A 24,025-nucleotide genomic window follows, 5' to 3' on the forward strand; every position below is an offset into this window, starting at 1 on the left:
ATCGCAACAATGCCATCTTCGGCAGCTGCCGACGATGTCGCCACGGCGCCGGCGCGCCCCAAAATTCTCACCAATCGCTGGCAGGAGGACTGGTCCGCGCTCGCCAATCCGGCGCTGCGGACAGAGCCGTTCGACGCGCTGAAATACATCCCGCTCTTTGTCACCGATCCGAAAAGCTATGTTTCGCTCGGGGCCAATGTGCGTGAGCGGTTCGAGTTCAACGATGCGCCGAATTTTGGCATCGGCAATATGCGCGGTGATTCCTATCTGCTGCAGCGGCTGCAGATGCATGTCGATATTCGCCTGAACGAGAACTGGCAGATATTCACCCAACTCGAAGATGTTCGCACCATCGACAAAGCGAGCATTTCGCCTGTCGATCAGAATCAGCTCGATTTGCGGTTGGCGTTCATTGCCTATAGCGGGGCGCTGGGTGATGGCATCTTCAAGGCTCGGGTCGGCCGCCAGGACTTTGCCTTCGATCTGCAGCGCTTCGTGTCGTCGCGCGACGGGCCGAATGTGCGGCAATCCTTCGATGCCGTCTGGGCGAATTACGAAACCGGGCTGTGGCGCTTCATCGGTTTCGTCAGCCAGCCCGTGCAATATCGCTTCGGTGATGTGTTCGACGATTTCTCCGGCCAGAACTTCCGATTCAGCACTGCGCGTATCGAACGCAAGGTGTTCGGCGACAATGAGCTGTCGGGCTATTATTCGCTGTTCGAGCGATCGTCCGCCCGCTATCTCGATGCGCTTGGCGACGAGACCCGTCACGTCTTCGACATGCGCTTTGCCGGCAATGCCAACGGATTCGATTGGGATCTCGAGGCCATGGGCCAGACCGGGCATGTCGGCCCGAAGGATATCGATGCCTGGGCCTTGGGCGGCCGCATGGGCTACACGTTTTCAGACGTCGCCTGGACGCCCAGGATCGGCCTGCAGGCGGATGCTGCGTCGGGTGACGGTCGCGCGGGCGACAACACCATCGGCACCTTCAATCCGCTATTCCCGAACGGCTACTATTTTTCGCTGGGGGGCTATACGGGCTACGCGAACCTGATCCATCTCAAACCGACAGTGACGGTCAAGCCGATCGCCAATCTGACGGTGACCGCCGGCGTCGGCCTACAATGGCGCCAGACAGTTGCCGATGCCGTTTATGTCCAGCCCAACGTTGCCGTCGCCGGCACGGCCGGGTTGGGCAGTCGCTGGACCGGCGTGTATTCGCAATTGCGCGCCGACTACGTCTTCAATGCGAATCTGAGCGGGGCAGTCGAGGCCGTACACTATAAGATCGGCGATACGGTGCGGAATGCCGGTGGCCATGATAGCAACTATCTCGGGCTGGAGCTCAAATATGGGTGGTAACCGGGCGCGCTGCTGGCTGCGCGGGCGCGGTTTCAATTTGCACCGTCACAGAATAGGTTGAGCGCTCGCCCGCGATCAGACCCAGCTTTGGCGTGATGGTTCGGAACGATACCGATAAGTGGCTAATGCATAAGTGGCTGACATGTGGAATGAACGCGATCGAATCGCGGCCTTGCATCGATATGACATTCTCGATTCCTCATCCGATGCGGATTTCGAGGATTTCGTGCAGATCGCCTCGGATATTTGCAATGCGCCGATCGCCGCCATCAATCTGATCGACGGTGGTCGTCACTGGACGCTCACCGGCATCGCGCATGGTGACCCTGAATTGCCGCTCGATCATTCGATATGCGCGCAGGCGATACGTCAGACCGATCTGTTTGTCGTACCCGATCTGTCATCGGATACGCGCTTCCAGGACAATCCATTGGTCAGCGGCGGCCCCAAGCTGCGCTTCTATGCCGGGGCGTTGCTGGAAACGCAAAATGGTTTGCCCATCGGCACGGTCTGCGTGCTGGATCACGCGCCACGCCCGGATGGCCTCTCCGAGCGCCAGCGCTTCACGCTACAGGCGCTGGCGCGACAGATCATGACCCAGCTCGAACTGCGGCGTGCCATGATGGATATCACCAGCGGAAATGCCGCGCGTGAGCGGCTGGAAGCCTCATTGAGCGAAAAGGAAGCGCTGCTCAAGGAAGTGCATCATCGCGTCAAGAACAACTTGCAACTCATCAGCAGCCTTCTCAACCTGCAGGCTTCGCGGATCACCGATCCCATCACGTCGGCACTGTTTGCAGATAGTCGTAACCGCGTTCGGTCCATGGCGCTGGTTCACGAAAATCTCTATCGCGCTGGAAACTTCGCCGAGATCGAGATGCAGGCGCATGTGTTGAGTCTGTGCACGCATCTGCGCCGCGCCTATGGCCGAGCCGGTGTCGAGATCACAGCCGCAAGCGATGACGTGACCCTGGACATGGACCGCGCCGTATCATGCGGTCTTATCATCAACGAGCTCGTCTCAAACGCGTTCAAACATGCTTTCCCGGGGGACCGCAGCGGGTCGATCGAGGTCAGATTCAATCGCAGCGACGACGGGACGTGCATTCTGATCGTCGGAGACAATGGCGTTGGCATGCCCGAGCAGTTCGATTTTATCGAGACGCGGTCGCTCGGCCTGCAATTGGTGCGTGATCTCGTCGAGCAGTTGCATGGCAACTTCTCGATCGATCGCAACGGAGGCACGATCTGCACGCTGACATTCCAGTCTGGCCGTAATGTTAGGCAGACGCCATGACGATGCGCGCTCGCGTGATGGTGGTTGAAGACGATCGCATCGTCGCCCGCGATATCAGCGAACAGCTCGGCCGCATTGGTCACTCCGTCATCGGTGTGACCGCACGCGGCGAGGCGGCCGTCGAGCTCGCGATCAGCAACCGTCCCGATCTGGTGCTGATGGACATCCGCCTCGAAGGCGACATTGACGGCATCGATGCCGCCCGGCAGATCCGTGCGACATGCCAGATCCCTGTCGTATTCCTCACTGCCTATGCCGATGACGAGACAGTGCGACGCGCGAGTCAGGCCGAGCCATTCGGTTATTTGTTGAAGCCGTTCGAAGATCTGCAATTGCGCACCGTGATCGAAATGGCCCTGTACAAGGATCGGGCCGATCGCAAGTTGCGCGAAAGCGCTGCAGCCCTTCAGGTGGCGCAGGCGGAACTGGCGCGCATGTCGCGGGTCACCACCATGGGGCAGCTCACGGCGTCGATCGCGCATGAGGTCAATCAGCCGCTGATGGCCGTCGTCATGAATGCCGAAGCGTGCATGCAATGGCTCAAAGATGGCAACATTAATGTCGGTGAAGCCAGGGCTGCTGCGGAGCGGGCCATCGCCGAGGGACATCGCGCTGGCGCGATCATCCAGCGCGTGCGTGCGATCGCCCGCAACGCGCCGGTGGTGTTCGAGCCGCTCGACGTGAATGAGATGATCGAAAGCGTGCTCTTGATCGTGCAGCCGGAACTGTCGCGTCAAGGGATTGCGCTCGATGTCTATCTCCAGCCTGATCAGCCATCGATCACTGGCGACCGCGTGCAGTTGCAGCAGGTGCTTTTGAATCTTGTATCGAACGCAGCCGACGCCATCAATACGTCGGAGACGCGACAACGGCGTGTGACCGTGGTGTCGGCGATGGACACATCGGGAGAAGTTTGCGTCACCGTTGAGGATGCGGGAGCGGGCATCGACCCCGAACATCGCGATCTGATCTTCAATCCGTTCTTTACGACCAAGCAGGATGGCATCGGCATGGGGCTGGCGATCTGTCGATCCATCATCGACGCCCACGGGGGCAGGCTGTGGCCGGAGCCGCGCATGCCGATGGGAACACAATTTCGCTTCACCCTGCCTCGAGGCTCCCTGCAGGTGGCACCGTGATCGACAAGATGGAGCAGGTCCCGGCCATTGTCGCGGTCATCGACGACGACAAGGGGATACGCGAAGCACTGGATGGCATGCTGCGCTCGGTCGGCCTCCAGGTGGAATGCTTTGCAACGGTGCAGGAGTTTCTCGCCAAGGATGATCGGCAGAAGTTTGGCTGCATCGTGCTGGACGTCCATCTGCCCGGTCGCAATGGACTCGATTTTCTTGACGATCTGGCTGGGCTGCATGTCACGACACCGGTGATCGTCATCAGCGGCTTTGCCGACGTCCCCATGTCGGTGCGGGCCATGAAGGCGGGGGCCATCGAATTCCTGACCAAGCCCGTTCGTGCGATGGATCTGTTGGCGGCGGTCGAGATGGCGGTGAAGCGCGACCGCGCCACCAAACATGCGGCGGAGAAGATCGCCGGTCTCAGGGCGGATTACGAGACGCTGACGGTGAGGGAGCGTGAAGTGTTCGCGCATGTTGCTGATGGGCTGATGAACAAGCAGATCGCAGCAGCGCTGGGCCTCAGCGAGGCCACCATCAAGCTTCACCGTGGCACGATGATGCGAAAGATGCGGGCAAATTCGCTGGCGGATATCGTCCGGATGGCCGATCGGCTGGGGCACGAGCCGCCATCGCCTGCCTAGACCAAGGTCTAGTCGCCCTCCACCATGCTCCAATTGTCTGTCCGTATCCAATTCCGCATGTTGGACGCATGGATAGAGCGATTGGGGTGTATGATGACGGGTGCCCGAATTCCCGACCGCGCATCATATGCGGAGCCAGCCCATATGCGTGAGCAGTCGGCTGTGTCTCTCAAGCCAAAGGAATCGAAGATCGATGTGTTTGGCTGTCCTGCCAGCAAGCTTCACAAGGATCAGGAGCTGCGCGGCGCCGGAATCACGTTCTTCCGAAAAGGCAGCGACGACCCCAATCTTGGGCAGATCGCGACTGTTGCCGACGATCGCGGCTTCCTGATCGGCATTTCGCAAGGTCGCGGGCATCGAAGACGCATCTTTCAAGAGCATCATGCGACGAGCCACGAGTTCGAAGAGGGCTCGATCTATATCCGCAACCTCGCAGACGATTACCGCGCCGATCTGCGTGGCGCTTTCGATTTTCTGCTGATGGAGGTCTCCCGGCCGTTTCTGATTGAATTGGCGCGAGAACATGGCTGGCGTGGTGCCGTCGATCTTGCATGCCACGCTGGCGACATCGATCCCGTCTTGCTGAGGCTCGTCAGCGTGGTCGAGCCACTGCTGCAAAAGAGCAGCGAAGCGAGTCCGCTGTTCCTAGATCAGCTCGGTACGACGATCGGCATCCATCTGATCGAGCGATACAACAGCGCAACCAATCTTGAAGCTGCATCACAAGGTGCATCCTTGTCGCGGTCGCAACTGGCATTGGCCGTCGAGATGCTCAGCGGCAACGGCGCTGGCAACTTGCGGGTGGCGGATGTCGCCCAGGCATGCGGGTTATCGCGTGGCTATTTCATTCGCGGTTTCAAGAAGGCGACGGGCAAAGCGCCGCATCAATGGATGTTGTCGCAGCGTGTCGAACAGGCCCGCGGCCTCCTGATTGCCAATGACATGTCGCTGGCCGATGTCGCTCTGGCCTGTGGCTTCGCCGACCAAAGTCATTTCACGCGGGTGTTTTCAAGCGCGATCGGGATGCCACCGGGGGCCTGGCGCCGACTGACAAGCGATGATCGCGGCGCGCGCGCTGCAGCCAAACACGTCGATTGATTCCTGGGGAACAGTCGTCAGTTTGTTTGAAAAACTATCGACCCGCATCCGGCTCGCGATCGAACACCGTCGCATCAAAGCGGTGCATGTCATCCAGCAATTCGCAGAACGCCTTGGCGCCGTGCTTCAATAATTGCCCGCCCTTTTCTGCCGTCGCCTGGGTCGCATCGCCGATCGCGCCTGAGGGATGCAGGTCTTCCGCCTGCCAGGCGAATGGCGCCGGGCGGCCGGCGGAGAGCCAGCGATAGTCCTTTTCCATTGCGATGGTGGATGGCACGAAGTTCGCGATTTTGTCCTGGCGCACGTGTTGAGGATAGCGCGCCAGCATGATCGAGGTCTCGACCGCGCCGCCATGGATGCCGTGGCGAACTTCCTCGTCGCTGAACAGCCCCGGGGGCACACCAAACCGCGACCAGCTCGTGGTCGCAACCAGCATGCCGTATTCGGCGCGCAGATCCTGTGCGGCTAGCGTCATTGCCGCGCTGTTGCCGCCATGGCTGGTCACCATCACGAGCTTCTGCACGCCGGCACGCGCGATGCTCTCGCCGATCGCCGTCCAGCCCTGCAAGGCGATCTCGGTCGGCAGCGTGAGCGTGCCGGGAAAGGAGAGGTGCTCTGTCGAGATGCCGATCGGCTGCACCGGCAGGAAGGTGGCCGGGATATCCGCCGGCAATAGCCGCTGGACCTCGGCGAGATAGGCTTCGGCGATCAGGACGTCGGTTGCAAGCGGCAGATGCGGTCCATGCTGTTCCGTCGCGGCCAACGGCAGCACCGCAATCCATGAGAACGGATCGCCTTTGGCGATGTCGGGCCAATGGATGGCAGTCCAGTCAAGATGCGGTGCGGATGAAGTCATGGCAGGCATTTCTTTGCAGGGGAGCGGGGTAGTCAGTCGCGCGAATGCTTTCTATCATGGGGCAGAAATGTCACTGGAGTCCAATATGGGTCGGTTTCCCCTGCTGCGCGTGTTAACCATCGGCTTGGCGATGATGTCAGCGTCGCTGTCGCCCGTGCTGGCGCAAGGAAAACCCGACGGCAAGCTCGACAAGGTCAGCTTCGGCACCAATTGGGTCGCCGAGGCCGAGCATGGCGGCTTCTTCCAGGCCGTGGCTGACGGCACCTACAAGCAATACGGCCTCGACGTTACCATCGTGCCGGGCGGTCCGAACGTTAACAATCGTATCCTGCTCATCTCCGGCAAGCTGGATTTCTTCATGAGTGCCAATACGCTGCAGTCCTTCGACGCGGTGGCCAATAATGTGCCGGTGGTGGCGATCGCCGCGATTTTCCAGAAAGACCCGCAGGTCTTTGTGTCGCATCCCGATCCGAAGGTCACGAAGCTGGACGACCTCAAATCGAAGACGCTGTTCATTTCGAAGGAAGGCATTGTCGGCTACTTCCAGTGGATGAAGCTGGAATTCGGCTTCAGCGAGTCCAAGGTGAAGCCCTACAACTACAACGCCCAGCCTTTCCTCGTGGACAAGAATAGCGCCATGCAGGGTTATGTCACCTCCGAGCCGTTCCTGATCGAGAAACAGGCGGGCTTCAAACCCAATGTCATGCTGCTCGCGGACTACGGCCTCAATGGCTATTCGACGCTGATCGAGGCGCGGCGCGAGACCGTCGAGAAATCGCCTGACCTCGTACAGCGCTTCGTCGATGCCTCGATCATCGGCTGGTACAATTATCTCTATGGCGACAACAAAGCTGCCAATGCGCTGATCAAGAAGCTCAATCCGGAAATGACCGATGAGCTGCTGGCCTATTCCACAGCTGCGATGCGCGACAAGGGCATCGTCGATTCCGGCGATACGCTCAAGAACGGTATCGGCGCCATGAGCGACGAGCGCGCGGCGAGTTTCTTCGACAAGATGTCCCGTGCCGGCGTGGTCAAGCGCGATATCGATTACCGCCGTGCTTATACGCTGCAATTCGTCAACAAGGGCGTCGGCATCGATCTGCGGCCGAAGAAATAGCCGGTGTCGTCCGTGGCGCCTCAGGATCAGTTTGCGATACGCCTGCGCGGCGTGGCGAAAGTCTATGAGGGCGGCACGCGTGCGCTCGGCCCGCTCGATCTCGATATCCGCAAGGGTGAATTCGTCTCGCTGCTCGGGGCCTCCGGCTGCGGCAAGTCGACGGCGCTGCGCTTGATCGCTGGACTGGCCGCCCCATCCTTCGGCTCCATCGAGGTGCCGGCCCGCGCCTCGCGCCAGAGCATCGGCTTTGTATTCCAGGAGCCGACGCTGATGCCGTGGACGACGGTCCGCGAGAATGTGCGGCTGCCGCTCAAGCTCGCCCATGTGGCAGATGCGGAGTCGGCTCCGCGTGTCGCTGACGCTTTGGCGCAAGTGGGTCTCGCCGACTTCGCCGAAGCCTATCCGCGCGAATTGTCCGGCGGCATGAAGATGCGGGTGTCGCTGGCGCGGGCGCTGGTGACGTCGCCGGATATCCTGCTGCTCGACGAGCCATTCGCCGCGCTCGACGAAATCACGCGGTTCAAGCTCAACAACGATCTGCTGGCGCTATGGCGCAAGCTTGGCAAGACCATCGTCTTCGTGACGCATTCGGTCTATGAGGCGGTCTATCTGTCGCAGCGCGTGGTGATCATGACCTCGCGCCCCGGTCGAGTTCACACCGAACGCCGGATCGATGCCCGCGAGCCGCGAGATGACGCGTTTCGCACCTCTGTCGCCTATTCCGGTCATTGCCGCGATGTTTCGCAGGCACTGATGCAGGCGAGCGAGGCGGAGGCGCTGGCATGAAGGGGCTTGAGCCATTGCCGATGGTGGAGCGGGCGTCCGGTGATGGGCGCTGGCAGCGCATCATCTGGCCGGTGGTCGTGTTTCTCTGCGGCGTCGTTGCGTGGGATCTCGTCGTTCGACTCGGGGAGATCCAGCCTTACATTCTGCCGGGACCGCTCCTGGTCGGACAGACGCTGATGGCCGACTGGCCGATCCTCTCGGCTTCACTGGGTGTCACATTGCTAACGGCACTGGAAGGTTTTATCGCCGCGGCGATCGGCGGCATCGCGCTGGCGCTGCTGTTCAACCAGTCGAAATGGCTCGAATACTCCCTGCTGCCTTATGCCGTCGTGCTGCAGGTGACGCCGGTGATCGCCATTGCGCCCTTGATGCTGATCTATCTGCCGCAGGAGGCGGCCGTGGTCGCCTGCGCCTGGATCGTCGCCTTCTTCCCGGTGTTGGCTAATACGACGCTGGGGCTGAATTCGGTGGACCGCAATCTCGCCGGCCTGTTCCAGCTCAATGGCGCCTCGCGCTGGCAGACACTGCGTTATCTGCAACTGCCGTCGGCCATGCCCTATATTCTCGGCGGGCTGCGTATTGCAGGCGGTCTGTCCCTGATCGGGGCGGTCGCGGCCGAGATCGCAGCCGGTGCGGCCGGCGCTGGATCAGGGCTGGCCTATCGCATCACCGAATCCAGCTATCGCCTCAATATTCCCCGCATGTTTGCCGCGCTATTGTTACTGTCCGTGGCGGGGATTGTGATTTATATGCTGCTCGCGCTGGCGTCGCATTGGATGCTGCGGCGCTGGCATGAAAGTGCACTGCGAAAGGAAAAATAATGGGGACGGGAATCTCTTCGGACAAGATCGACCTGCTGATCTATGGGCCGTCAAAGCCGCTGATCGAGAATGGTTTTTCAGATCAGTTCGTGTTGCATAAATATGAAACCCAGCCCGATCTGGAGCGGCTGCCCCCCGGCATTGCCGAGAAGCTCCGCGGCATCGCCGTGACGGGCCTGGTGCCCACCAATGGCGCGGTGCTGTCGAAATATCCGAATATCGAGATCATCTCATCTTTCGGCGTTGGCTATGATCACATCGATGCGAAATATGCCGCCGAGCATAATATCATCGTCACCAATACGCCGGACGTGCTGACCGAAGAGGTTGCCGACGTCGCCCTCGGTCTGTTCATCGCCACCGCGCGCGAATTTATCAAGGCTGACAAATATGTCCGATCCGGCCTGTGGCTGACCCAGGGCTATCCGCTCACCGTCGGTTCGCTGCGTGATCGCAAGGTCGGCATGGTCGGCATGGGCCGCATCGGCCAGGCCATCGCGCGCCGTCTCGATGCCTCGCTGGTGCCTGTGGTTTATCACTCGCGCAATCCCGCCGCGGGCATTGCGTATCAGCACTATCCGAACCTCGTCGAGATGGCGAAGGCAGTGGATACGCTGATCGTCATCACCCCTGGCGGGCCATCGACGGCCAATCTCGTCAATGCCGAAGTGATGCAGGCGCTCGGCCCGCGCGGCATCATCGTGAATGTCGCGCGTGGTTCTGTCATCGACGAGCCAGCGCTGATCCAGGCGCTCAAATCGGGCACCATCCTCGCTGCCGGTCTCGACGTGTTCGCACAGGAGCCGAAGGTGCCGGATGAGTTGAAGGCGTTGCAAAACGTGGTTTTGCTGCCTCATGTCGGCTCGGCCTCGGTGGTGACGCGCAATGCCATGGATCAGATGGTGATCGACAACCTGAAGCTCTGGTTCGGCGGCAAGCCTGTGCTGACGCCGATTCCGGAAACTCCGGTCAAGGCCCGCTGAGCATGCGCGTGCCGGTTCGCATGATGCGGTTCGCGCTGGCTGTGGCCGGCGCGGTGGTCATTGGCGCACCGGCGCAGGCGCAGGATGCTGCGGCACTGAAGAAGAACATGATCGGGCAGTGGGAGCTCTCGACCACCGAGCGCAGCAAGACCTGTGTGGTCACGCTCAAGCCCGACAGTTCGCCGCAGGGCTTGAAGCTCGAACTCGAGCCCGATTGCCCCAAGGCGCTGCCCTTCACCAAGGATATCGTGGCCTGGGGTATCAAGGGCCTCGACATCGTCCGCCTGCAGACATCGGCGGGCGAGTCGGTGATCGACCTCACCGAAGTCGAGAGCGGCATTTTTGAGGGTATCCGTTCCGGCGAGGGTGTCTATATCCTGCAGAACCTTGCGGCCGCGCGGGCGTTGTCGAAGACGATGGATTCGATGATCGGCGACTGGTCCATCGTTCGCGGCAATGGCCGCGCCATTTGCGGCCTGACGCTCACCAACAACGAAGCCAGCCCCGACAATTTCCAGCTCTTTCTCAAGCCGCGTTGCGACCCTTTGGTCACAAATTTCAAGCCGAAGGAGTGGCGTCTGGAGCGTGGTGAATTGCTGATGTTTTCCGCGAGTGGCGAGACCTGGCACTTTGAGGCCGATGATAACGCCCAATGGCGGCGGATGCCGGATATGGCGGATCCATTGATCCTGCTGCGGCAGTAAATTTACCGCTTGACCAGCCGCATTTGCTGAACGCGAACCTGGGCGGGTTCGAACCTATTTCTGTTGCGGAAGACCAAGGGACATTCGGTCAGACCCTTGGAGGGTAAGATGAGATTTTTGGCTCTGTTGTTCTCGTGCCTTTTATTCTTCTCGCCGCCCGCCAAGGCAAACGATACGGCATCCTTCGAAGCCATGGCGGTCTTGGCGCAGAAGGGAGACGCCGAGGCGCAGTATCATCTTGGCATGATGTACAACAATGGCATTGGCACTCCGCAGGATCGCAGCCAGGCATTCGCGTGGTTTCAGAAATCAGCCGCCTCGAACCACCCGCTCGGCGCCTATAAGCTCGGCTGTTACTATGACGGCCAGGGCGAGGGCATCGTCGCTTCCGATTCTGATCAAGCCTTGAAATACAAACTCGTTGCTGCGGAGGCCGGCTATGCGCTCGCTCAGCACGATGTGGCCAATCTCTATGATCGGCGCGGAAATTCGGAACAGGCACTGAAATGGTGGAAGATGGCGGGCGATCAGGGATACCCCCGCGCTCTGTTCAGCCTTTTCCGCGCCTATTCGGAGGGTAAAGGTGCGCCGCAGGATCTCTCTTTGTCCTACGCGTATTTCAAGCTGTCAGACATGGCACCCCGGAAGAAAGTCGGCGAGATGGCAACCTTTCTATCCGCAGCGGAGCTCAAGGCTGCTGAGAAAATGGTGGCCGAAAGGAAGCCGCAAGTCACCGCTCTCACACTCAAGGCCAAAAAGGGCATCAGCGCCGCGGAAGACCACCTGAAGACCGCCAAGAACTAGAGGTCAGATTACCTTCATTCCCTTCAAGCTCGCATGCCCATTCTTGCCGACGATGATGTGGTCATGAACCGCGATACCGAGCGGTTTGCTCACGTCGATCACCGCCTTGGTCATCTGGATATCGGCCTGCGACGGCGTCGGATCGCCGGAGGGGTGATTATGCACCATGATGATCGCGGTTGCCGATAGCTCCAGCGCGCGTTTCACCACTTCGCGCGGATAGACCGGCGTGTGATCGATCGTACCGATTTGTTGCACCTCGTCGGCGATCAGCTGATTGCGTTTGTCGAGAAACAGGATGCGGAATTGCTCCTTATCGGCAAATGCCATGGTCGTGCGGCAATAGTCGATCACCGTGGCCCATGACGATAGCATGGTGCGCTGTTTGAGCTGGCCCTTGGCGACACGGCTGGAGGTGGCGGCGATCAGCTTGATTTCGGTGATGGCGGCTTCACCGAGACCGCCGATCTCGCGCAGCCGCGCATCGGGCGCATGCACGGTTTCCGCGAAGGAGCCGAAAGCCTGGATCAAGGCCTTGGCCAGTGGCTTCACATCTCGCCGCGGCAGCGCTCGAAACAGCACCAGCTCCAACAGCTCATAGTCACTGAGTGCTTCGGCACCGGCGCTGCGGAAACGCGCACGCAGCCGGTCGCGATGGCCGTGAAAATGCGGCGCTTCGGAAAGGCCGGGCAGGAGGCTGTTCGATGAGGCAGGCATGCGAACTCGCTGATGCGTGTTCGTGAGCATGCCGCGCTCGGCAGGGTTTGCAACCTAAAAATGCGTGACGGCTTGTCGCAATCGAGGAGCTCAGGCCCCTAGCAGCTTTTCGTTATGGCGCTTGGACAGGGTGAACACCTCGACGCCCGTCTCCGTCACGCCCACCGTGTGCTCGAACTGTGCCGACAGCGAACGATCGCGGGTCACCGCGGTCCAGCCGTCGGACAGCACTTTCACATGCGGCTTGCCGAGATTGATCATCGGTTCAATGGTGAACAACATGCCTGGGCGCAGCGTCACGCCTTCGCCAGGGCGGCCGACATGGATGATATTCGGTTCGTCATGGAACAGGCGACCAAGACCGTGGCCGCAGAAATCGCGCACCACGCTCATGCCCTGCGGTTCGACAAAGCTCTGGATCGCATGGCCGATATCGCCGGTGGTGTTGCCCGGCTTTACTGCCGCGATGCCGCGCATCATCGATTCATAGGTCACCTCGACCAGCCGCTCCGCCTTGCGCGGCAGTTCGCCGACGCCATACATGCGGCTCGAGTCGCCATACCAGCCATCGACGATGAAGGTGACGTCGATATTGACGATGTCGCCTTCCTTCAGCGCGCGCGCCTCCGGCATGCCGTGGCAGACCACGTGGTTGATCGAGGTGCAGGTGGAGAAGCGATAGCCGCGATACATCAGCGTCGCCGGGAAGGCGCCGTGGCTGAAGGCGAATTCGCGGACGAAATCGTCGATCGCCGAGGTCACGAGGCCGGGCTTGACCAGATCGGTGAGCGCATCCAGGCATTCCGACACCAGCGCACCGGCCTTGCGCATGGCCGCAAACGCCGATTCGCCGTGCAGTTTGATCTGCCCGGTCTTGCGCAGGGCGGTGTCGGAGGCGTCGGTGTAGCTCATGGGAAATTCTGGTTCTGTGACAATGGGATGATGCGCCCTAATCTAATGATCGGGGCGCTGAGCGCAAGCCAAAGCTGCCCTGTCGTGCTTCACGGGTGAGCGTCATGCCCCCGCCAAGTCACGGTTCGATCACCACTTTTCGGGCCAAGACGATGCTGCCGTGGTCGATTGCGCAGGTATAGGCCAGGACCTCGACGCCTGCAGCGCAAGCCTTGTCGAAGGCGCGGCCATAGGCGGGATCGATGTCTCGGGCGACGGCGACCCGCTGGCTCGACCCGATCTGCGCCACGAACAGCAGCACCGCGCGTGCACCAAGCGCCACCATGGCGGCGAGTTCCTCCAGATGCCGGGCGCCGCGGGCGGTCACCGAATCCGGAAACTCGGCCAACCCCGGCTTGCGCATCATGTGGACATTCTTGACCTCGACATAGCAGGGGGGCCGATCAGGATGCTCGAGCAGGAAGTCGACGCGCGATTTCTCGCCATATTTCACCTCGCGCCGAATCGAGGAGTAGCCCGTCAATTCCGGGATTGCACCTTCCGCCAGCGCCTCGGCGACGATGGCATTGGGATGGATCGTATTGACGCCGACGAGCTCCGGCCCGTTGCCGAAATCGGCTTCGACCAACTCCCATGAATAAGGCAGCTTTCGCGTCTTGCTCGTCGATAGTGACAGCCACACCCGCGCGCCGGGCGCCTGCAATCCGATCATCGCGCCGGGATTGGCCACATGCGCGGTGATGATGCTGCCGTCGGCCAGTTCGACATCGGCGAGAAAGCGTTTGTAGCGGCGAACGAGTATCGCCGGCACCAGGTCGAGCGGAAGCTTCATCGCCTTATTCCGGCCCGGCGGTTACTTCGGCGATCGTCTCCACCGGTAGCGCGCCGCCGCGAATCTTGATCTCGCGCACTGGGTAGGGCACGCGGATGCCTTCGCGCTTGAAGGCGTCCCACAGCGCCAGCATCACGTCGCTTTTCACGGCGTCCATTCCGTCCGGCGAGTCGATCCAGAAGGTGAGCGAAAAGCGCATCCCGGTTTCGGCGAATTCGCCAAGCAGGCAATTCGGTGGCTTCAAAGCCGAAGCGCGCGGCGAAGCGGCGGCGCAGTCGATGGCGAGCTGGCAGACGAGGCGCGGATCGGCGTCGTAATTGGTGCCGAAATTCACCTTCACCAGCGTGTCCTTGTCCGTATAGGTCCAGTTCACGACCTTCTTGGTGATCAGGTCCTCATTGGGGATCAGGAATTCGCGGCCGTCGCCGGCGGCGACCGAGATGTAGCGCGTGTTCATCGCGCTGATACGGCCCGAACTGTCGCCGATTGTGACGAGATCGCCGGGCTTCACCGATTTGTCTGCCAGGAGGATCACGCCGCTGATGAAATTGGCGACGATCTTCTGCAAGCCGAAGCCGATGCCCACGCCGACCGCGCCGGAAAACACCGCGAGCGCCGCGAGATTGATGCCGACTGCGCCCATCACCAGCGCCACGGCGAACACCATCATCAGCAATCGCACGAGCTTGGTGAGCAGCACCTGCACCGAGGGCGTCAGGTCATGGGATTGCCGGATGCGGCCTTCGAGGAAATTGCTGATGATATTGGCCACCCACAGCGCCAGTGCGAGCAGGACGGCCAGCTTGATGACCAGCAGCGGCGTCAGCCTGAGGCCGCCGAGATCGATGCCGGGGCCGTCGAGAAAGGTGATGGTCGGGGCCAGCAGATTGAGGATGCTCAGCGCGGCTACAAACCAGGCCGAGATCGACACCAGCCGCACGATCAGCGGGTTGTGAATGATGCTGGTCACGAGCCGGATCACCAGCCAGGCTAGCGCCAGTTTTGCGACGACCGCGAGCAGATAGCTGCGGCTCGGCAAAGTTGCGCTCAGCATGAGTTCTCGGGCGATGATCGTGAGGATCGCGAAAACGGCGGTCGATATACTGTCGATCAGCACGCGGATGAACATCCGCAGCGGCCCCGGCCATCCCATCACCAGCGATGTCAGATCGATTTTCGCGCGCACCAACGAGCCGATGCCTGCCGCGATGCCGGCGGCGGCCAGCATGAGGCCGAATTGGAGATAGAACCAAGGCGACGAAAATTCTGCGCCTAACGACTTCGCCGTTTCGAGGACGAATGTATGAGCATCGGCCAGATCAAACATCGAAGGGCGCTCGCGGATATATTTGATTCGAATGAGGCAGAGATTCACACAGCCGCCTTGGTGGCGCCATTGCGGCGTTGCCCTCGAGCCACCACATCGCAGCAATTATACCTACAGTCCAACCTCGGGCAGAAATTGTTTGGCGCCGCGTCATCGCGACGATAAGCATGGATTTGCTAGTCTTTCTGCCTTCGGAGACACATGGCCTCGCTCGACTCAGTCAGTATCGCGATCCTGCTCGGTGCCGTGCTCGTCATGGCGGGCATCCTGTCGAGCTTGCTCGCGCTGCGCTTCGGCGCACCATTGCTGCTGTTCTTCCTGTTCATCGGCATGGCGGCGGGCGAGGCCGGCCCTGGCGGCCTGCATTTCGATGACGTGAAAACGGCCTATGTGGTCGGCTCGGTGTCACTGGCCCTGATCCTGTTCGACGGCGGGCTGAAAACACATTTCAAGGCGATTCAGACGGTGCTGGCGCCATCGATGATGCTGGCGACGGTGGGCGTGTTGCTCACGGCGCTGATCACGGCACCGGTCGCCAAATACACGCTGGGCATGAGCTGGACCGAGGGCCTGCTAACCGGGGCCGTCATCGCCTCCACCGATGCTGCAGCCGTGTTCTTGCTGGTGCACGCGCAGGGCCTGCGTCTGCGTCCACGCGTCGGCGCCATGCTGGAAGTGGAATCCGGCACCAATGATCCTTTCGCGGTGTTTCTCACCCTGACGCTGGTGAAACTGCTGTCGCTGGGCGATGCCTCCGCCGGCCACGTGGTGATGGAATTCCTGCAGGAATCCGTGCTTGGCACGCTGATCGGCATGGTCGGTGGCCTGTTGGTGGTGATGGCGATGAACCGCGTGGCGCTCCCGCAGGGCCTGCATGCGCCCTTTGTCTGCACCGCAGCGCTGGTGATCTTTGGCCTCGCCCAGATCGCTCATGCCTCCGGCTTCCTCGCCGTCTATCTCGCCGGCATGGTGATCGGCAACCGGCCGACCCGCGCGCATAATTCGGTGGTCACCTTTCTCGACGCCGCCACCTGGCTGGCGCAGATCGTGATGTTCGTGATGCTAGGCCTGCTGGTGTCGCCCGAGCGGCTGGTGAGCAGCATCCTGCCGGCCATCGCTGTGGCGGTGGTGCTGATGGTGGTGGCTCGGCCGTTGGCGGTCTTTCTCTGTTTGCAGCCATTCCGGTTCAACTGGCGAGAAAAGGCGTTCGTGTCCTGGGTCGGCCTGCGGGGCGCGGTGGCGATCTTCCTGGCCTCGATCCCGATGCTGGTCGGGTTGCCCAATGCGCATTTGTATTTCGACGTCGCGTTCGTCGTGGTTATCATCTCGCTGCTGTTTCAGGGCTGGACGCTGGGTTATGCCGCCCGCCTGCTGCATGTGGCGCTGCCGCGCACCGATCGTGGGCCGCGACGTATTGAGCTGGATCTGCCCGGTCAGCTCGAGCAACAGCTGGTGGGTTATTCGGTCCGGCCGAAGAGCCTGTATCTCAAGCGCGGCCTGATCCCGTCCTGGTCGAAGCCGACGCTTGTGATCCGCGACGAGCAGATCCTGACGCCGGAGGAGGCCGCCCCGGTGGCCGCTGGTGATTATCTCTATCTGCTGGCGCCGCCGGAAAAAGCGGAGTCGCTCGACCGATTCTTCGTCGATATGCCGCCGAGCACGGCGCCGGATCCGCATCTGCTCGGCGACTTCATGGTGCCCGGCGAGACTACGCTCGGCGATCTCGCTGCCATCTATGGCATTGCCATCGATCCCACGCAGGCCTCGCTGACGCTGGCGGATTATTTCGACATTCATCTCGACCGCGCGCCGAAAGTCGGGGCGGCCGTGCCGATTGATACGATCGATCTCGTCGCCCGCAGCCTTGGCGGCGGCCGTGTGAATGTGGTCGGTCTGCGTCTGCCGGAAGACGAGCCGGAGCCATTGCCGCGGTTGAGCCGGGCACAGGTCTTTCGCGTCAAGCTGAAGCGAACCTTGGCGGGGTTGTCGGGAGCGTAGAGCTTACGCCGCCGGCTGCCAGCGCGGTAACACCTCCGTGCCGCCATGCCCTGCCACCCGGCCGCCCTTCAGCAACACCACATTCGTTGCCAACTGCCGCATCTCGTCGGCATCGTGGCTGACCAGCACCATCGGCACATCGCCTTCGTCGCGCAGGCGGATCAGATAGGGCATGATCTCGGCCTTGCGTGCTTCGTCCAGAGCCCCGAGCGGTTCGTCCAGCAGCAGTAATCGCGGTTGCGCCAGCAGTGCCCGGCCGAGCGCGACACGCTGGCGTTCGCCACCCGAGAGGCCACCCGGACGGCGCGTCAGCAGATGGCCGATATCCAGCATCGCAGTGATACGATCTTCTTCCGCCGCATCGCGCGTCAGATGGTTCATACGCCGGCCGTAGTCGAGATTCTGCGCCACGCTCAGATGCGGAAACAGGCGGGCGTCCTGAAAGACATAGCCGATACGGCGCCGATGCGCGGGCAGGTCGATATTCTTGCTGCGGTCGTAGAGAACGGCCTTGTCCATGGCGATGATGCCACGGTCAGGCTGTACGAGACCGGCGATCATGCTGATCAGCGATGTCTTGCCGGCGCCGGATGAGCCGAACAGGCCGGTGACACGGCCTTCGCTGGTGAAGGTGACGTCCACCGAAAAGTCGCCGAGTTGTTTGAAGACTTCCACTCGCAGCATGTCAGTTGCCATGCAGACGTTGCGTCGCGCGGCGCGCGAACCATTCCGAGAGGATCAGAGCGATGACCGCGATGCTGATCGAGATGATCACAAGACGCGACGCCGCAGCGTCACCGTCTGGCGTCTGGATCAGCGAATAGATTGCCGACGAGATCGTCTGGGTCTCGCCAGGAATATTTGAGACAAAGGTAATAGTCGCGCCAAATTCGCCGATGGCCTTGGCAAAGCCGAGCACCATGCCGGCGAGAACACCAGGCAATGCGAGCGGCAACGTCACGGTGATGAAAACCTTCCACGGCGATGCGCCAAGCGTGCTCGCGGCCTGTTCGAGTTTGCGATCGACGGCTTCGATGGATAGCCGGATCGGGCGCACCAGCAGCGGAAACGACATCACGCCGCAAGCCAGTGCTGCGCCGGTCCAACGGAAGGCGAAGACGATGCCGAAATGTTCGGCGAGAAACGAACCGAGCACGCCGCGCTTGCCGAGCATGATCAGCAACAAATAGCCGGTGACAACGGGCGGCAGCACCAGAGGCAAATAGATAAAGGCATCGATGAAAGCTTTACCCCAAAAATCACGGCGCGCCAGCAGCCACGCCACGGCGATGCCGAGCGGAGTCGAGATCAGGGTTGCGATCACGGCGACCCTGATCGAAAGCAGGATCGCCGTCCATTCTTCGGGAGTGATATCGAACACGTCAGCTGGTCGGCTTGGCCAGGAAGGTGAAGCCGTATTTCTCCATCACGGTCTTCGACGCCGAGCTTTTCAGGAAAGCGATATAGTCGGCGGCTTCGCTCTTGGCCTTGGCGGTCGCAGCCGCCGGATAGACGATTGCCGGATGCGAGTCCGCCGGGAAGGTGCCGATGACCTTCACGCCCGGATCGATCTTGGCGTCAGTCGCGTAGACGATGCCGAGCGGCGCCTCGCCGCGGGACACCAGCGTCAGCGCAGCGCGCACGCTTTCGGCCATTGCGAATTTCGGTTCTGCCGCGGTCCAGCTGCCAAGCTTTTCCAGTGCGGCCTTGGCATATTTGCCAACGGGCACCGACTTCACGTCGCCGGTGGCGATCTTGCCGTCGCCGGCGAGCTTGGCGAGGTCAAAACCCTGGCCGATGGTGACATTGGCGAGCTTGGAATCCTTGCCGGCGATCAGCACGATGCTGTTGCCGAGCAGGCTCACGCGGGAGGCTTCGTTGATGTCCTTCTTGCCGACCGAATAGTCCATCCATTCCTGGTCGGCGGAGATGAAGATGTCGGCTGGCGCGCCCTGTTCGATCTGCTTGGCGAGCGCAGAGCTTGCGGCGTAGCTGGACGTCACCTTGACGCCTGACTTGGCCGTATAGGCGGCGTTGAGTTCGTCGAGCGCGTTCTTCATCGAGGCGGCGGCGAAGACGGTCAGGCTCTTGTCCTGCGCATGGACAGGCGTGAAACTCGATCCGAGCAGGATCGAGACAGCGGCGAAAAGTCCGGCAATGCGTTTCATGTTGGCGCTCCATGCGTGAGCGCAGCGCGAAAGGCGCGCAGCTCAGGCGTTGGTGAGGTGGGATGAGCGACAGGCGGAAGCGCCGTTCCGGCAATCCCGGGGACTTACGGTCCATCCGGGATATCGCGCCGCGACAATACTCAGGCGGCTCTGAGGGGTAAAGGCCCCTTGCGCTATTCTGCGGGCAGCACCGCGACGTTGATGCTTGTTTCTGAAGCGCCGGAAATCTGCACGGCGAACGGGCCACCGGAGAGATCGAACTTGACCACCTTGCGAATGCCGGCGCAATCGGTGGCGCCGCTGAATTCCATCGGCTTCAACTGTTCGCCGTCCTGGATCACATCGATCCATGCATTGGAGGACAGGCTGATCGAATAGGCACCGGCTTTTGGGGGAGCTTTGAATTTCACGAAGCCCGCAAACGTGCCTTCTTTCGGTTTGCGTTCGGGTGCGCGCGGCAGCTTCGCCTCGGTCGGATTCTTGAGCTCCAGAGCCGCTTTTGCGGGGATTTCGAGCTCATTTCCAGAGGCCGTCTTGAGGCGATCTTGTGACATCAGTGCGGCACGCTCTTTGTCGATCGGCCACTTGAATTTGTCGCAGCCGCTTGGCTCGGCCGCCCATGCGGGCGCCGCGCTCAGCAGAGCAAGCGCGACAATCAGACGCGCGTGCATGATCAATCCACCGCAATCATGACGTCCGAGGCTTTCACGACGACGATCACCTTGCCGCCAACTTTGAGGGCGAGGTCGGCGACGGCTTCATTGGTGATCGAGGAGGTGACGACCTGGCCGCCGCCGATATCGACTCGGACATGGGAGGTGGTGGCGCCCTTGGTGACTTCGAGGACGGTGCCCTTGATCTGATTGCGTGCACTGATGCGCATGGGAATCTCCTTTGATTTGGGACGGACTATGGTGCGTTCAAAACCTGCCGGCAAGCTGCAGGCATGTCGGCCAGCGTCATCGGCGGCTTCGGCTTCGGCGGCACCGGCGGGGGTTTTGGATGCAGCACGGCGTCGCTGAACCAGTAGGCGAGATCACCGGCTGCGCAGCCTTCGCTTGCGGTCGGCGGTGGCTGGGATTCGCAATCTGCGGCGCCTGCGGGGCACTTGATGCGGATGTGGAAGTGATAGTCGTGGCCGTACATCGGCCGCACCTTGGAGAGCCAGCTGCGATCGCCCTTGGCTTCGCGGCACAGCGCTTTCTTGATCGCGGCATTGACGAAGATGCGCTCCACGCTCGGCTCCTGCGCGGCTGCGCGAATCACCGGCAGATGGCTCGGCGTCCAGGTGGCGGGATCGATGTCGAGGCGATCCTTGCGGACCATCATCACAGCTGACATCTCCTCACGCTCGTTGCGTGAGAGTTGCCGGTTCGGCATCGGCGTCAGCCAGATATCCGCATCGAGGCCGATCTGGTGACTGGCATGACCGGTGAGCATCGGCCCGCCGCGCGGCTGCGACATGTCGCCGACCAGAATGCCTGGCCAGCCCGCGACACGGTTTGCCTTGGCGGCGACGCGCTCGACCAGCTCGACCATCTGCGGATGCGCCCAGTTGCGGTTGCGCGACAGCCGCATCACCTGCCAGGTCGGGCCGTTCAGTGCCAGTGCCTCGGCGCCGGCGATGCAGCCTTTGGCGTAAAAGCCGATGACCTGCGGCGCCGAGCGGGTTGGCAGCGCCTTGCGGCCGAACAGCTCCTTGGCCGGTGTCGCGGGATCGTTGGGATTGGCGAGCGCGGGCAGCGGCCTTGGATCGACCGTGCCTTTGGTCTGCGCCAGCGCGCTGGTGGACGCTGAAGCGAGGGCAAGTGGCAGGATAAGGCTGAGAATCAGGCGGGAGCTCATGCCCGGACTATAGCCGAGCCCGACGACAAGTCAGCGCAGCGCTTCTGGCTCGCAGGATGTTTACCAGGCATTCACCATCCTCCCGCATGGCGCGATTTTTTGCTGCGGATTCATCGCAGCATTCAATGGCTGTCTCCAGCCCTCGCGAAGAGCAGGAATGGTCGGATGCTCCGCTTTGAGACGCTGCCGAGATTGGAATTAACCGGCTGTTAGTGCATCGCGCACGGGCTTGCCCGTTGTGTGTGCAGATACTGTGGTTATTCGCGCAGTGATTGCGGTAATCCCGTGGGGTTGTTGCGGTTGCTGATACCGTTTCTTCAGAGACTTCGGAACATAATGTCGCACGCAGGATGCGAGTAAAATCTGGATGCCGAAGGACCGGCCCAAAAAGACTGGACTGAAGGCATCGCACAAACCGCGCTTCAACCGCGCGAGGGGTGTTGCCAAGACGCCATTTTCAGCCGCGCCGAGATCCATCGGCGTGATCGGCGAACTCGCGCGTCAGCGCGCCCAGGCTGATGCGGCCATTGTCGATGCCCGCAAGTCGCACGAGCGGCTGCGTGAAGCCATCGATCTGCTGCCGCAGGGTATCGTGTTCCTGGATGCCGAAGGGCGATACATCCTCTGGAACAAGAAATACGCCGAAATCTACAATCGCAGTTCGGATCAGTTCGCGCCGGGCGCCCGGCTGCAGGATACGATCCGGGTCGGTGTCGAGCGTGGTGATTATCCGGACGCGCTTGGCCGCGAGGATGAGTGGATCGCCGAGCGCGTCGACAAGATGTTTCATCCCGGCGAGCGCCACGAACAGAAGCTGGCCGATGGCCGTGTGATCCTGATCGAAGAGCGCCTGACCGAAGACGGTGGCGTCGTCGGTTTGCGCGTCGATATCACCGAGCTGAAGCAGCGCGAGGCGTCGTTCCGCCTGCTGTTCGAAAGCAATCCGGTGCCGATGATCGTCTGCGCGTTGGCGGATGAGCGCATCCTCAGCGTCAATGATGCGGCGGCAGAACATTATGGCTATACGCGCGCGGAATTCGAGAAGCTGACGATCCGCCAGTTGCAGGCTTTCGAAGCGGCCCCGCCATGGGTCGGCGAACATGCCGCCGACGAGCAGGCGGCGCGGACATGGAAGCACGTCAAGGCCGATGGCGAGCTGATCGATCTCGCCATCTATTCCCGCCAGCTCGTCTATAACGAGCAGCCGGCTGTGATGCTGGCGCTGATGGACATCACCGAGCGCAAGCGCGCCGAGATGCGGCTGGCTTTCATGGCGCATCACGATTCGCTGACCGGTCTGCCGAATCGTAATCTGCTGCGCCAGCGGCTCGACGAAACGCTGTCCCATGTCCGCCGCAGCGGCGAAAAGCTCGCGGTGTTGTTTCTCGGCATCGACAATTTCAAGGGTGTCAACGATTCGCTCGGCCACGAGATCGGCGACAAGCTGCTGCGCGGCGTCGCGCGGCGGTTGCGCTCGTCGTTGCGCGAAGAGGATGCGCTGGCGCGTTTGAACTCTGACGAATTCGCGATCATCCAGACCGGCATCCATCGTCCCGAAGATGCCGCGCTGCTGGCGCGTCGCTTGTTGGACGCGATCGGCGAAACCTTCCTGCTCGACGGAAATTCGGTGGTGATCGGCGCCAGCGTCGGTATCGCCATGGCGCCGGGCGATGGCGATGAATCCGAACGGCTGCTGAAGAATGCCGATATGGCGCTATCGCGCGCCAAGAACGATACCCGCGGCAATTTCAGCTTCTTCGAAACCGGCATGGATGCGAAGGCGCAGGCGCGCCGCAAGATCGAGAACGATCTGCGCGCCGCGATCCAGGACGATCAGCTCCGGCCCTACTATCAACCCCTCATCGATCTGAAGACCGGCCGCATTACCGGATGCGAGGCGCTGGTGCGCTGGCCGCATCCCGAACATGGCATGATCTCGCCCGGCGAGTTCATTCCGGTGGCCGAAGACACCGGCCTGATCAATGCGCTGGGCGCGCAGATCCTGCGCCGCGCCTGCAACGATGCGGCACGCTGGCCCGATGAAGTGCGTGTCGCTGTCAATCTGTCGCCGCTGCAGTTCCGGGTCGGCAATCTGCTCTCGGTGGTGATGGATGCGCTGAAGCAATCCGGCCTGCCGCCGCGCCGGCTCGAGCTGGAAATCACCGAAACGCTCCTGCTCGAAAAGAGCAATCAGGTGCTGGCGACGCTGCACGCGCTGCGTGCGCTCGGCGTGCGGATCTCGATGGACGATTTCGGCACCGGTTATTCGTCGCTGAGCTATCTCCGCAGCTTCCCGTTCGACAAGATCAAGATCGACCAGTCCTTTGTGCGCGATCTCGGCGCCAATCGCGATGCGCAGGCGATCGTGTCGTCGATCATCAATCTCGGTATGGGCCTCGGCGTCACGATCACCGCTGAAGGCGTTGAGACCGAGGAAGAGCTTGCCTGCCTCCGGAATGAGGGCTGCCATGAAGGGCAGGGGTTTCTGTTCAGCCGCGCACGGCCGAACGATGAAATCGTCCAATTGTTGCGCGCGCAGGCGATGACGCTGAATGGCGATGACCAGCGGGACTGCGCACAAGTCGCGTGATCTGCTTTGCGCTTGACCTATGACG

General features: G+C 61.4%; 24 protein-coding genes and 1 pseudogene. 14 read left to right on the forward strand and 11 right to left on the reverse strand.

Annotated features, from left to right (window positions below; all coding sequences use genetic code 11):
- The first annotated feature begins 9 nt into the window (after window positions 1-9).
- The 6 genes and pseudogenes from AC1RQ5_RS29175 (at window position 10) to AC1RQ5_RS29200 (ending at window position 5,537) form a co-directional block, all read left to right on the forward strand.
- On the forward strand, window positions 10-1,365 hold the full coding sequence (locus tag AC1RQ5_RS29175; protein ID WP_493204212.1) for an alginate export family protein: 1,356 nt from the start codon (window positions 10-12) through the stop codon (window positions 1,363-1,365).
- Window positions 1,366-1,987: 622 nt separating this feature from the next.
- A pseudogene (locus AC1RQ5_RS29180) lies at window positions 1,988-2,230 on the forward strand (histidine kinase dimerization/phosphoacceptor domain -containing protein); the annotation flags it as partial.
- A gap of 24 nt (window positions 2,231-2,254) precedes the next feature.
- Window positions 2,255-2,662: a sensor histidine kinase gene (locus tag AC1RQ5_RS29185; protein WP_398475804.1), complete on the forward strand. Its 408-nt coding sequence runs from the start codon at window positions 2,255-2,257 to the stop codon at window positions 2,660-2,662.
- On the forward strand, window positions 2,659-3,801 hold the full coding sequence (locus AC1RQ5_RS29190) for a sensor histidine kinase (RefSeq protein ID WP_493204214.1): 1,143 nt from the start codon (window positions 2,659-2,661) through the stop codon (window positions 3,799-3,801). The genes AC1RQ5_RS29185 and AC1RQ5_RS29190 overlap by 4 nt, the downstream gene beginning before the upstream one ends.
- Before the next feature lie 8 nt (window positions 3,802-3,809).
- Window positions 3,810-4,439 carry a response regulator transcription factor gene (locus tag AC1RQ5_RS29195; RefSeq protein WP_493204535.1) on the forward strand — a complete coding sequence of 210 codons (630 nt, stop codon included), beginning with the start codon at window positions 3,810-3,812 and terminating at the stop codon, window positions 4,437-4,439.
- Between the two features lie 144 nt (window positions 4,440-4,583).
- On the forward strand, window positions 4,584-5,537 hold the full coding sequence (locus AC1RQ5_RS29200) for a helix-turn-helix domain-containing protein (RefSeq protein WP_493204216.1): 954 nt from the start codon (window positions 4,584-4,586) through the stop codon (window positions 5,535-5,537).
- A gap of 34 nt (window positions 5,538-5,571) precedes the next feature.
- Here the strand turns inward: AC1RQ5_RS29200 and AC1RQ5_RS29205 are convergent, their stop codons facing one another.
- Entirely contained in the window at window positions 5,572-6,393 is an 822-nt protein-coding gene (locus AC1RQ5_RS29205; RefSeq protein WP_493204218.1) for a creatininase family protein, read from the reverse strand.
- Window positions 6,394-6,523: 130 nt separating this feature from the next.
- Here AC1RQ5_RS29205 and AC1RQ5_RS29210 point away from each other — a divergent pair, with 130 nt between their 5' ends.
- The 6 genes from AC1RQ5_RS29210 to AC1RQ5_RS29235 all read left to right on the forward strand — a co-directional run bounded on the left by AC1RQ5_RS29210 (window position 6,524) and on the right by AC1RQ5_RS29235 (window position 11,611).
- The gene (locus AC1RQ5_RS29210) at window positions 6,524-7,513 is read left to right on the forward strand and encodes an ABC transporter substrate-binding protein (protein WP_493204536.1); all 990 of its coding nucleotides are present in this window, start codon (window positions 6,524-6,526) and stop codon (window positions 7,511-7,513) included.
- Between the two features lie 3 nt (window positions 7,514-7,516).
- The gene (locus tag AC1RQ5_RS29215; protein WP_493204219.1) at window positions 7,517-8,299 is read left to right on the forward strand and encodes an ABC transporter ATP-binding protein; all 783 of its coding nucleotides are present in this window, start codon (window positions 7,517-7,519) and stop codon (window positions 8,297-8,299) included.
- Entirely contained in the window at window positions 8,296-9,120 is an 825-nt protein-coding gene (locus AC1RQ5_RS29220; RefSeq protein ID WP_493204220.1) for an ABC transporter permease, read from the forward strand. The genes AC1RQ5_RS29215 and AC1RQ5_RS29220 overlap by 4 nt, the downstream gene beginning before the upstream one ends.
- Window positions 9,120-10,103 carry a 2-hydroxyacid dehydrogenase gene (locus tag AC1RQ5_RS29225; RefSeq protein WP_493204222.1) on the forward strand — a complete coding sequence of 328 codons (984 nt, stop codon included), beginning with the start codon at window positions 9,120-9,122 and terminating at the stop codon, window positions 10,101-10,103. The genes AC1RQ5_RS29220 and AC1RQ5_RS29225 overlap by 1 nt, the downstream gene beginning before the upstream one ends.
- 20 nt (window positions 10,104-10,123) lie before the next feature.
- Complete coding sequence (locus tag AC1RQ5_RS29230; protein ID WP_493204537.1) at window positions 10,124-10,807, forward strand: AprI/Inh family metalloprotease inhibitor; 684 nt, start codon at window positions 10,124-10,126, stop codon at window positions 10,805-10,807.
- A gap of 117 nt (window positions 10,808-10,924) precedes the next feature.
- Window positions 10,925-11,611 carry a tetratricopeptide repeat protein gene (locus AC1RQ5_RS29235; RefSeq protein WP_493204224.1) on the forward strand — a complete coding sequence of 229 codons (687 nt, stop codon included), beginning with the start codon at window positions 10,925-10,927 and terminating at the stop codon, window positions 11,609-11,611.
- A 3-nt stretch (window positions 11,612-11,614) separates the two neighbouring features.
- Here the strand turns inward: AC1RQ5_RS29235 and radC are convergent, their stop codons facing one another.
- The 4 genes from radC to AC1RQ5_RS29255 form a co-directional block, all read right to left on the reverse strand.
- Window positions 11,615-12,328 carry a RadC family protein gene (gene radC, locus AC1RQ5_RS29240; protein ID WP_493204225.1) on the reverse strand — a complete coding sequence of 238 codons (714 nt, stop codon included), beginning with the start codon at window positions 12,326-12,328 and terminating at the stop codon, window positions 11,615-11,617.
- A gap of 90 nt (window positions 12,329-12,418) precedes the next feature.
- Complete coding sequence (map, locus tag AC1RQ5_RS29245) at window positions 12,419-13,240, reverse strand: type I methionyl aminopeptidase (protein ID WP_493204226.1); 822 nt, start codon at window positions 13,238-13,240, stop codon at window positions 12,419-12,421.
- A gap of 118 nt (window positions 13,241-13,358) precedes the next feature.
- Window positions 13,359-14,072 carry a DNA/RNA nuclease SfsA gene (gene sfsA, locus AC1RQ5_RS29250; RefSeq protein ID WP_493204228.1) on the reverse strand — a complete coding sequence of 238 codons (714 nt, stop codon included), beginning with the start codon at window positions 14,070-14,072 and terminating at the stop codon, window positions 13,359-13,361.
- A gap of 4 nt (window positions 14,073-14,076) precedes the next feature.
- The gene (locus tag AC1RQ5_RS29255) at window positions 14,077-15,399 is read right to left on the reverse strand and encodes a mechanosensitive ion channel family protein (RefSeq protein ID WP_493204229.1); all 1,323 of its coding nucleotides are present in this window, start codon (window positions 15,397-15,399) and stop codon (window positions 14,077-14,079) included.
- A 201-nt stretch (window positions 15,400-15,600) separates the two neighbouring features.
- Here AC1RQ5_RS29255 and AC1RQ5_RS29260 point away from each other — a divergent pair, with 201 nt between their 5' ends.
- Window positions 15,601-17,397: a potassium/proton antiporter gene (locus AC1RQ5_RS29260; RefSeq protein ID WP_493204230.1), complete on the forward strand. Its 1,797-nt coding sequence runs from the start codon at window positions 15,601-15,603 to the stop codon at window positions 17,395-17,397.
- Window positions 17,398-17,400: 3 nt separating this feature from the next.
- Here AC1RQ5_RS29260 and modC read toward each other — a convergent pair whose 3' ends face one another.
- From modC to mepA, 6 genes are all read right to left on the reverse strand, one after another.
- Window positions 17,401-18,081: a molybdenum ABC transporter ATP-binding protein gene (modC, locus tag AC1RQ5_RS29265; RefSeq protein ID WP_493204231.1), complete on the reverse strand. Its 681-nt coding sequence runs from the start codon at window positions 18,079-18,081 to the stop codon at window positions 17,401-17,403.
- A gap of 1 nt (window position 18,082) precedes the next feature.
- Window positions 18,083-18,778, reverse strand: a complete 696-nt coding sequence (modB, locus tag AC1RQ5_RS29270; RefSeq protein WP_398475676.1) for a molybdate ABC transporter permease subunit — start codon at window positions 18,776-18,778, stop codon at window positions 18,083-18,085.
- 1 nt (window position 18,779) lies between these two features.
- Window positions 18,780-19,565 (reverse strand): molybdate ABC transporter substrate-binding protein, encoded by a 786-nt coding sequence (gene modA / locus AC1RQ5_RS29275; protein ID WP_493204234.1) that lies wholly within the window; start codon window positions 19,563-19,565, stop codon window positions 18,780-18,782.
- Between the two features lie 173 nt (window positions 19,566-19,738).
- Window positions 19,739-20,236, reverse strand: coding sequence for a hypothetical protein (locus tag AC1RQ5_RS29280; RefSeq protein WP_493204235.1), 498 nt, complete (start codon window positions 20,234-20,236; stop codon window positions 19,739-19,741).
- A gap of 2 nt (window positions 20,237-20,238) precedes the next feature.
- Window positions 20,239-20,448: a TOBE domain-containing protein gene (locus tag AC1RQ5_RS29285; RefSeq protein ID WP_398475670.1), complete on the reverse strand. Its 210-nt coding sequence runs from the start codon at window positions 20,446-20,448 to the stop codon at window positions 20,239-20,241.
- Between the two features lie 26 nt (window positions 20,449-20,474).
- A complete protein-coding gene (gene mepA, locus AC1RQ5_RS29290; protein ID WP_493204237.1) occupies window positions 20,475-21,410 on the reverse strand; it encodes a penicillin-insensitive murein endopeptidase in 936 nt (311 codons plus the stop codon).
- A gap of 367 nt (window positions 21,411-21,777) precedes the next feature.
- Here mepA and AC1RQ5_RS29295 point away from each other — a divergent pair, with 367 nt between their 5' ends.
- Window positions 21,778-24,000: a putative bifunctional diguanylate cyclase/phosphodiesterase gene (locus AC1RQ5_RS29295; protein ID WP_493204239.1), complete on the forward strand. Its 2,223-nt coding sequence runs from the start codon at window positions 21,778-21,780 to the stop codon at window positions 23,998-24,000.
- Window positions 24,001-24,025 lie beyond the last annotated feature (25 nt).

It is taken from the genome of Tardiphaga sp. GW821-FHT12E02 (assembly GCF_058807155.1).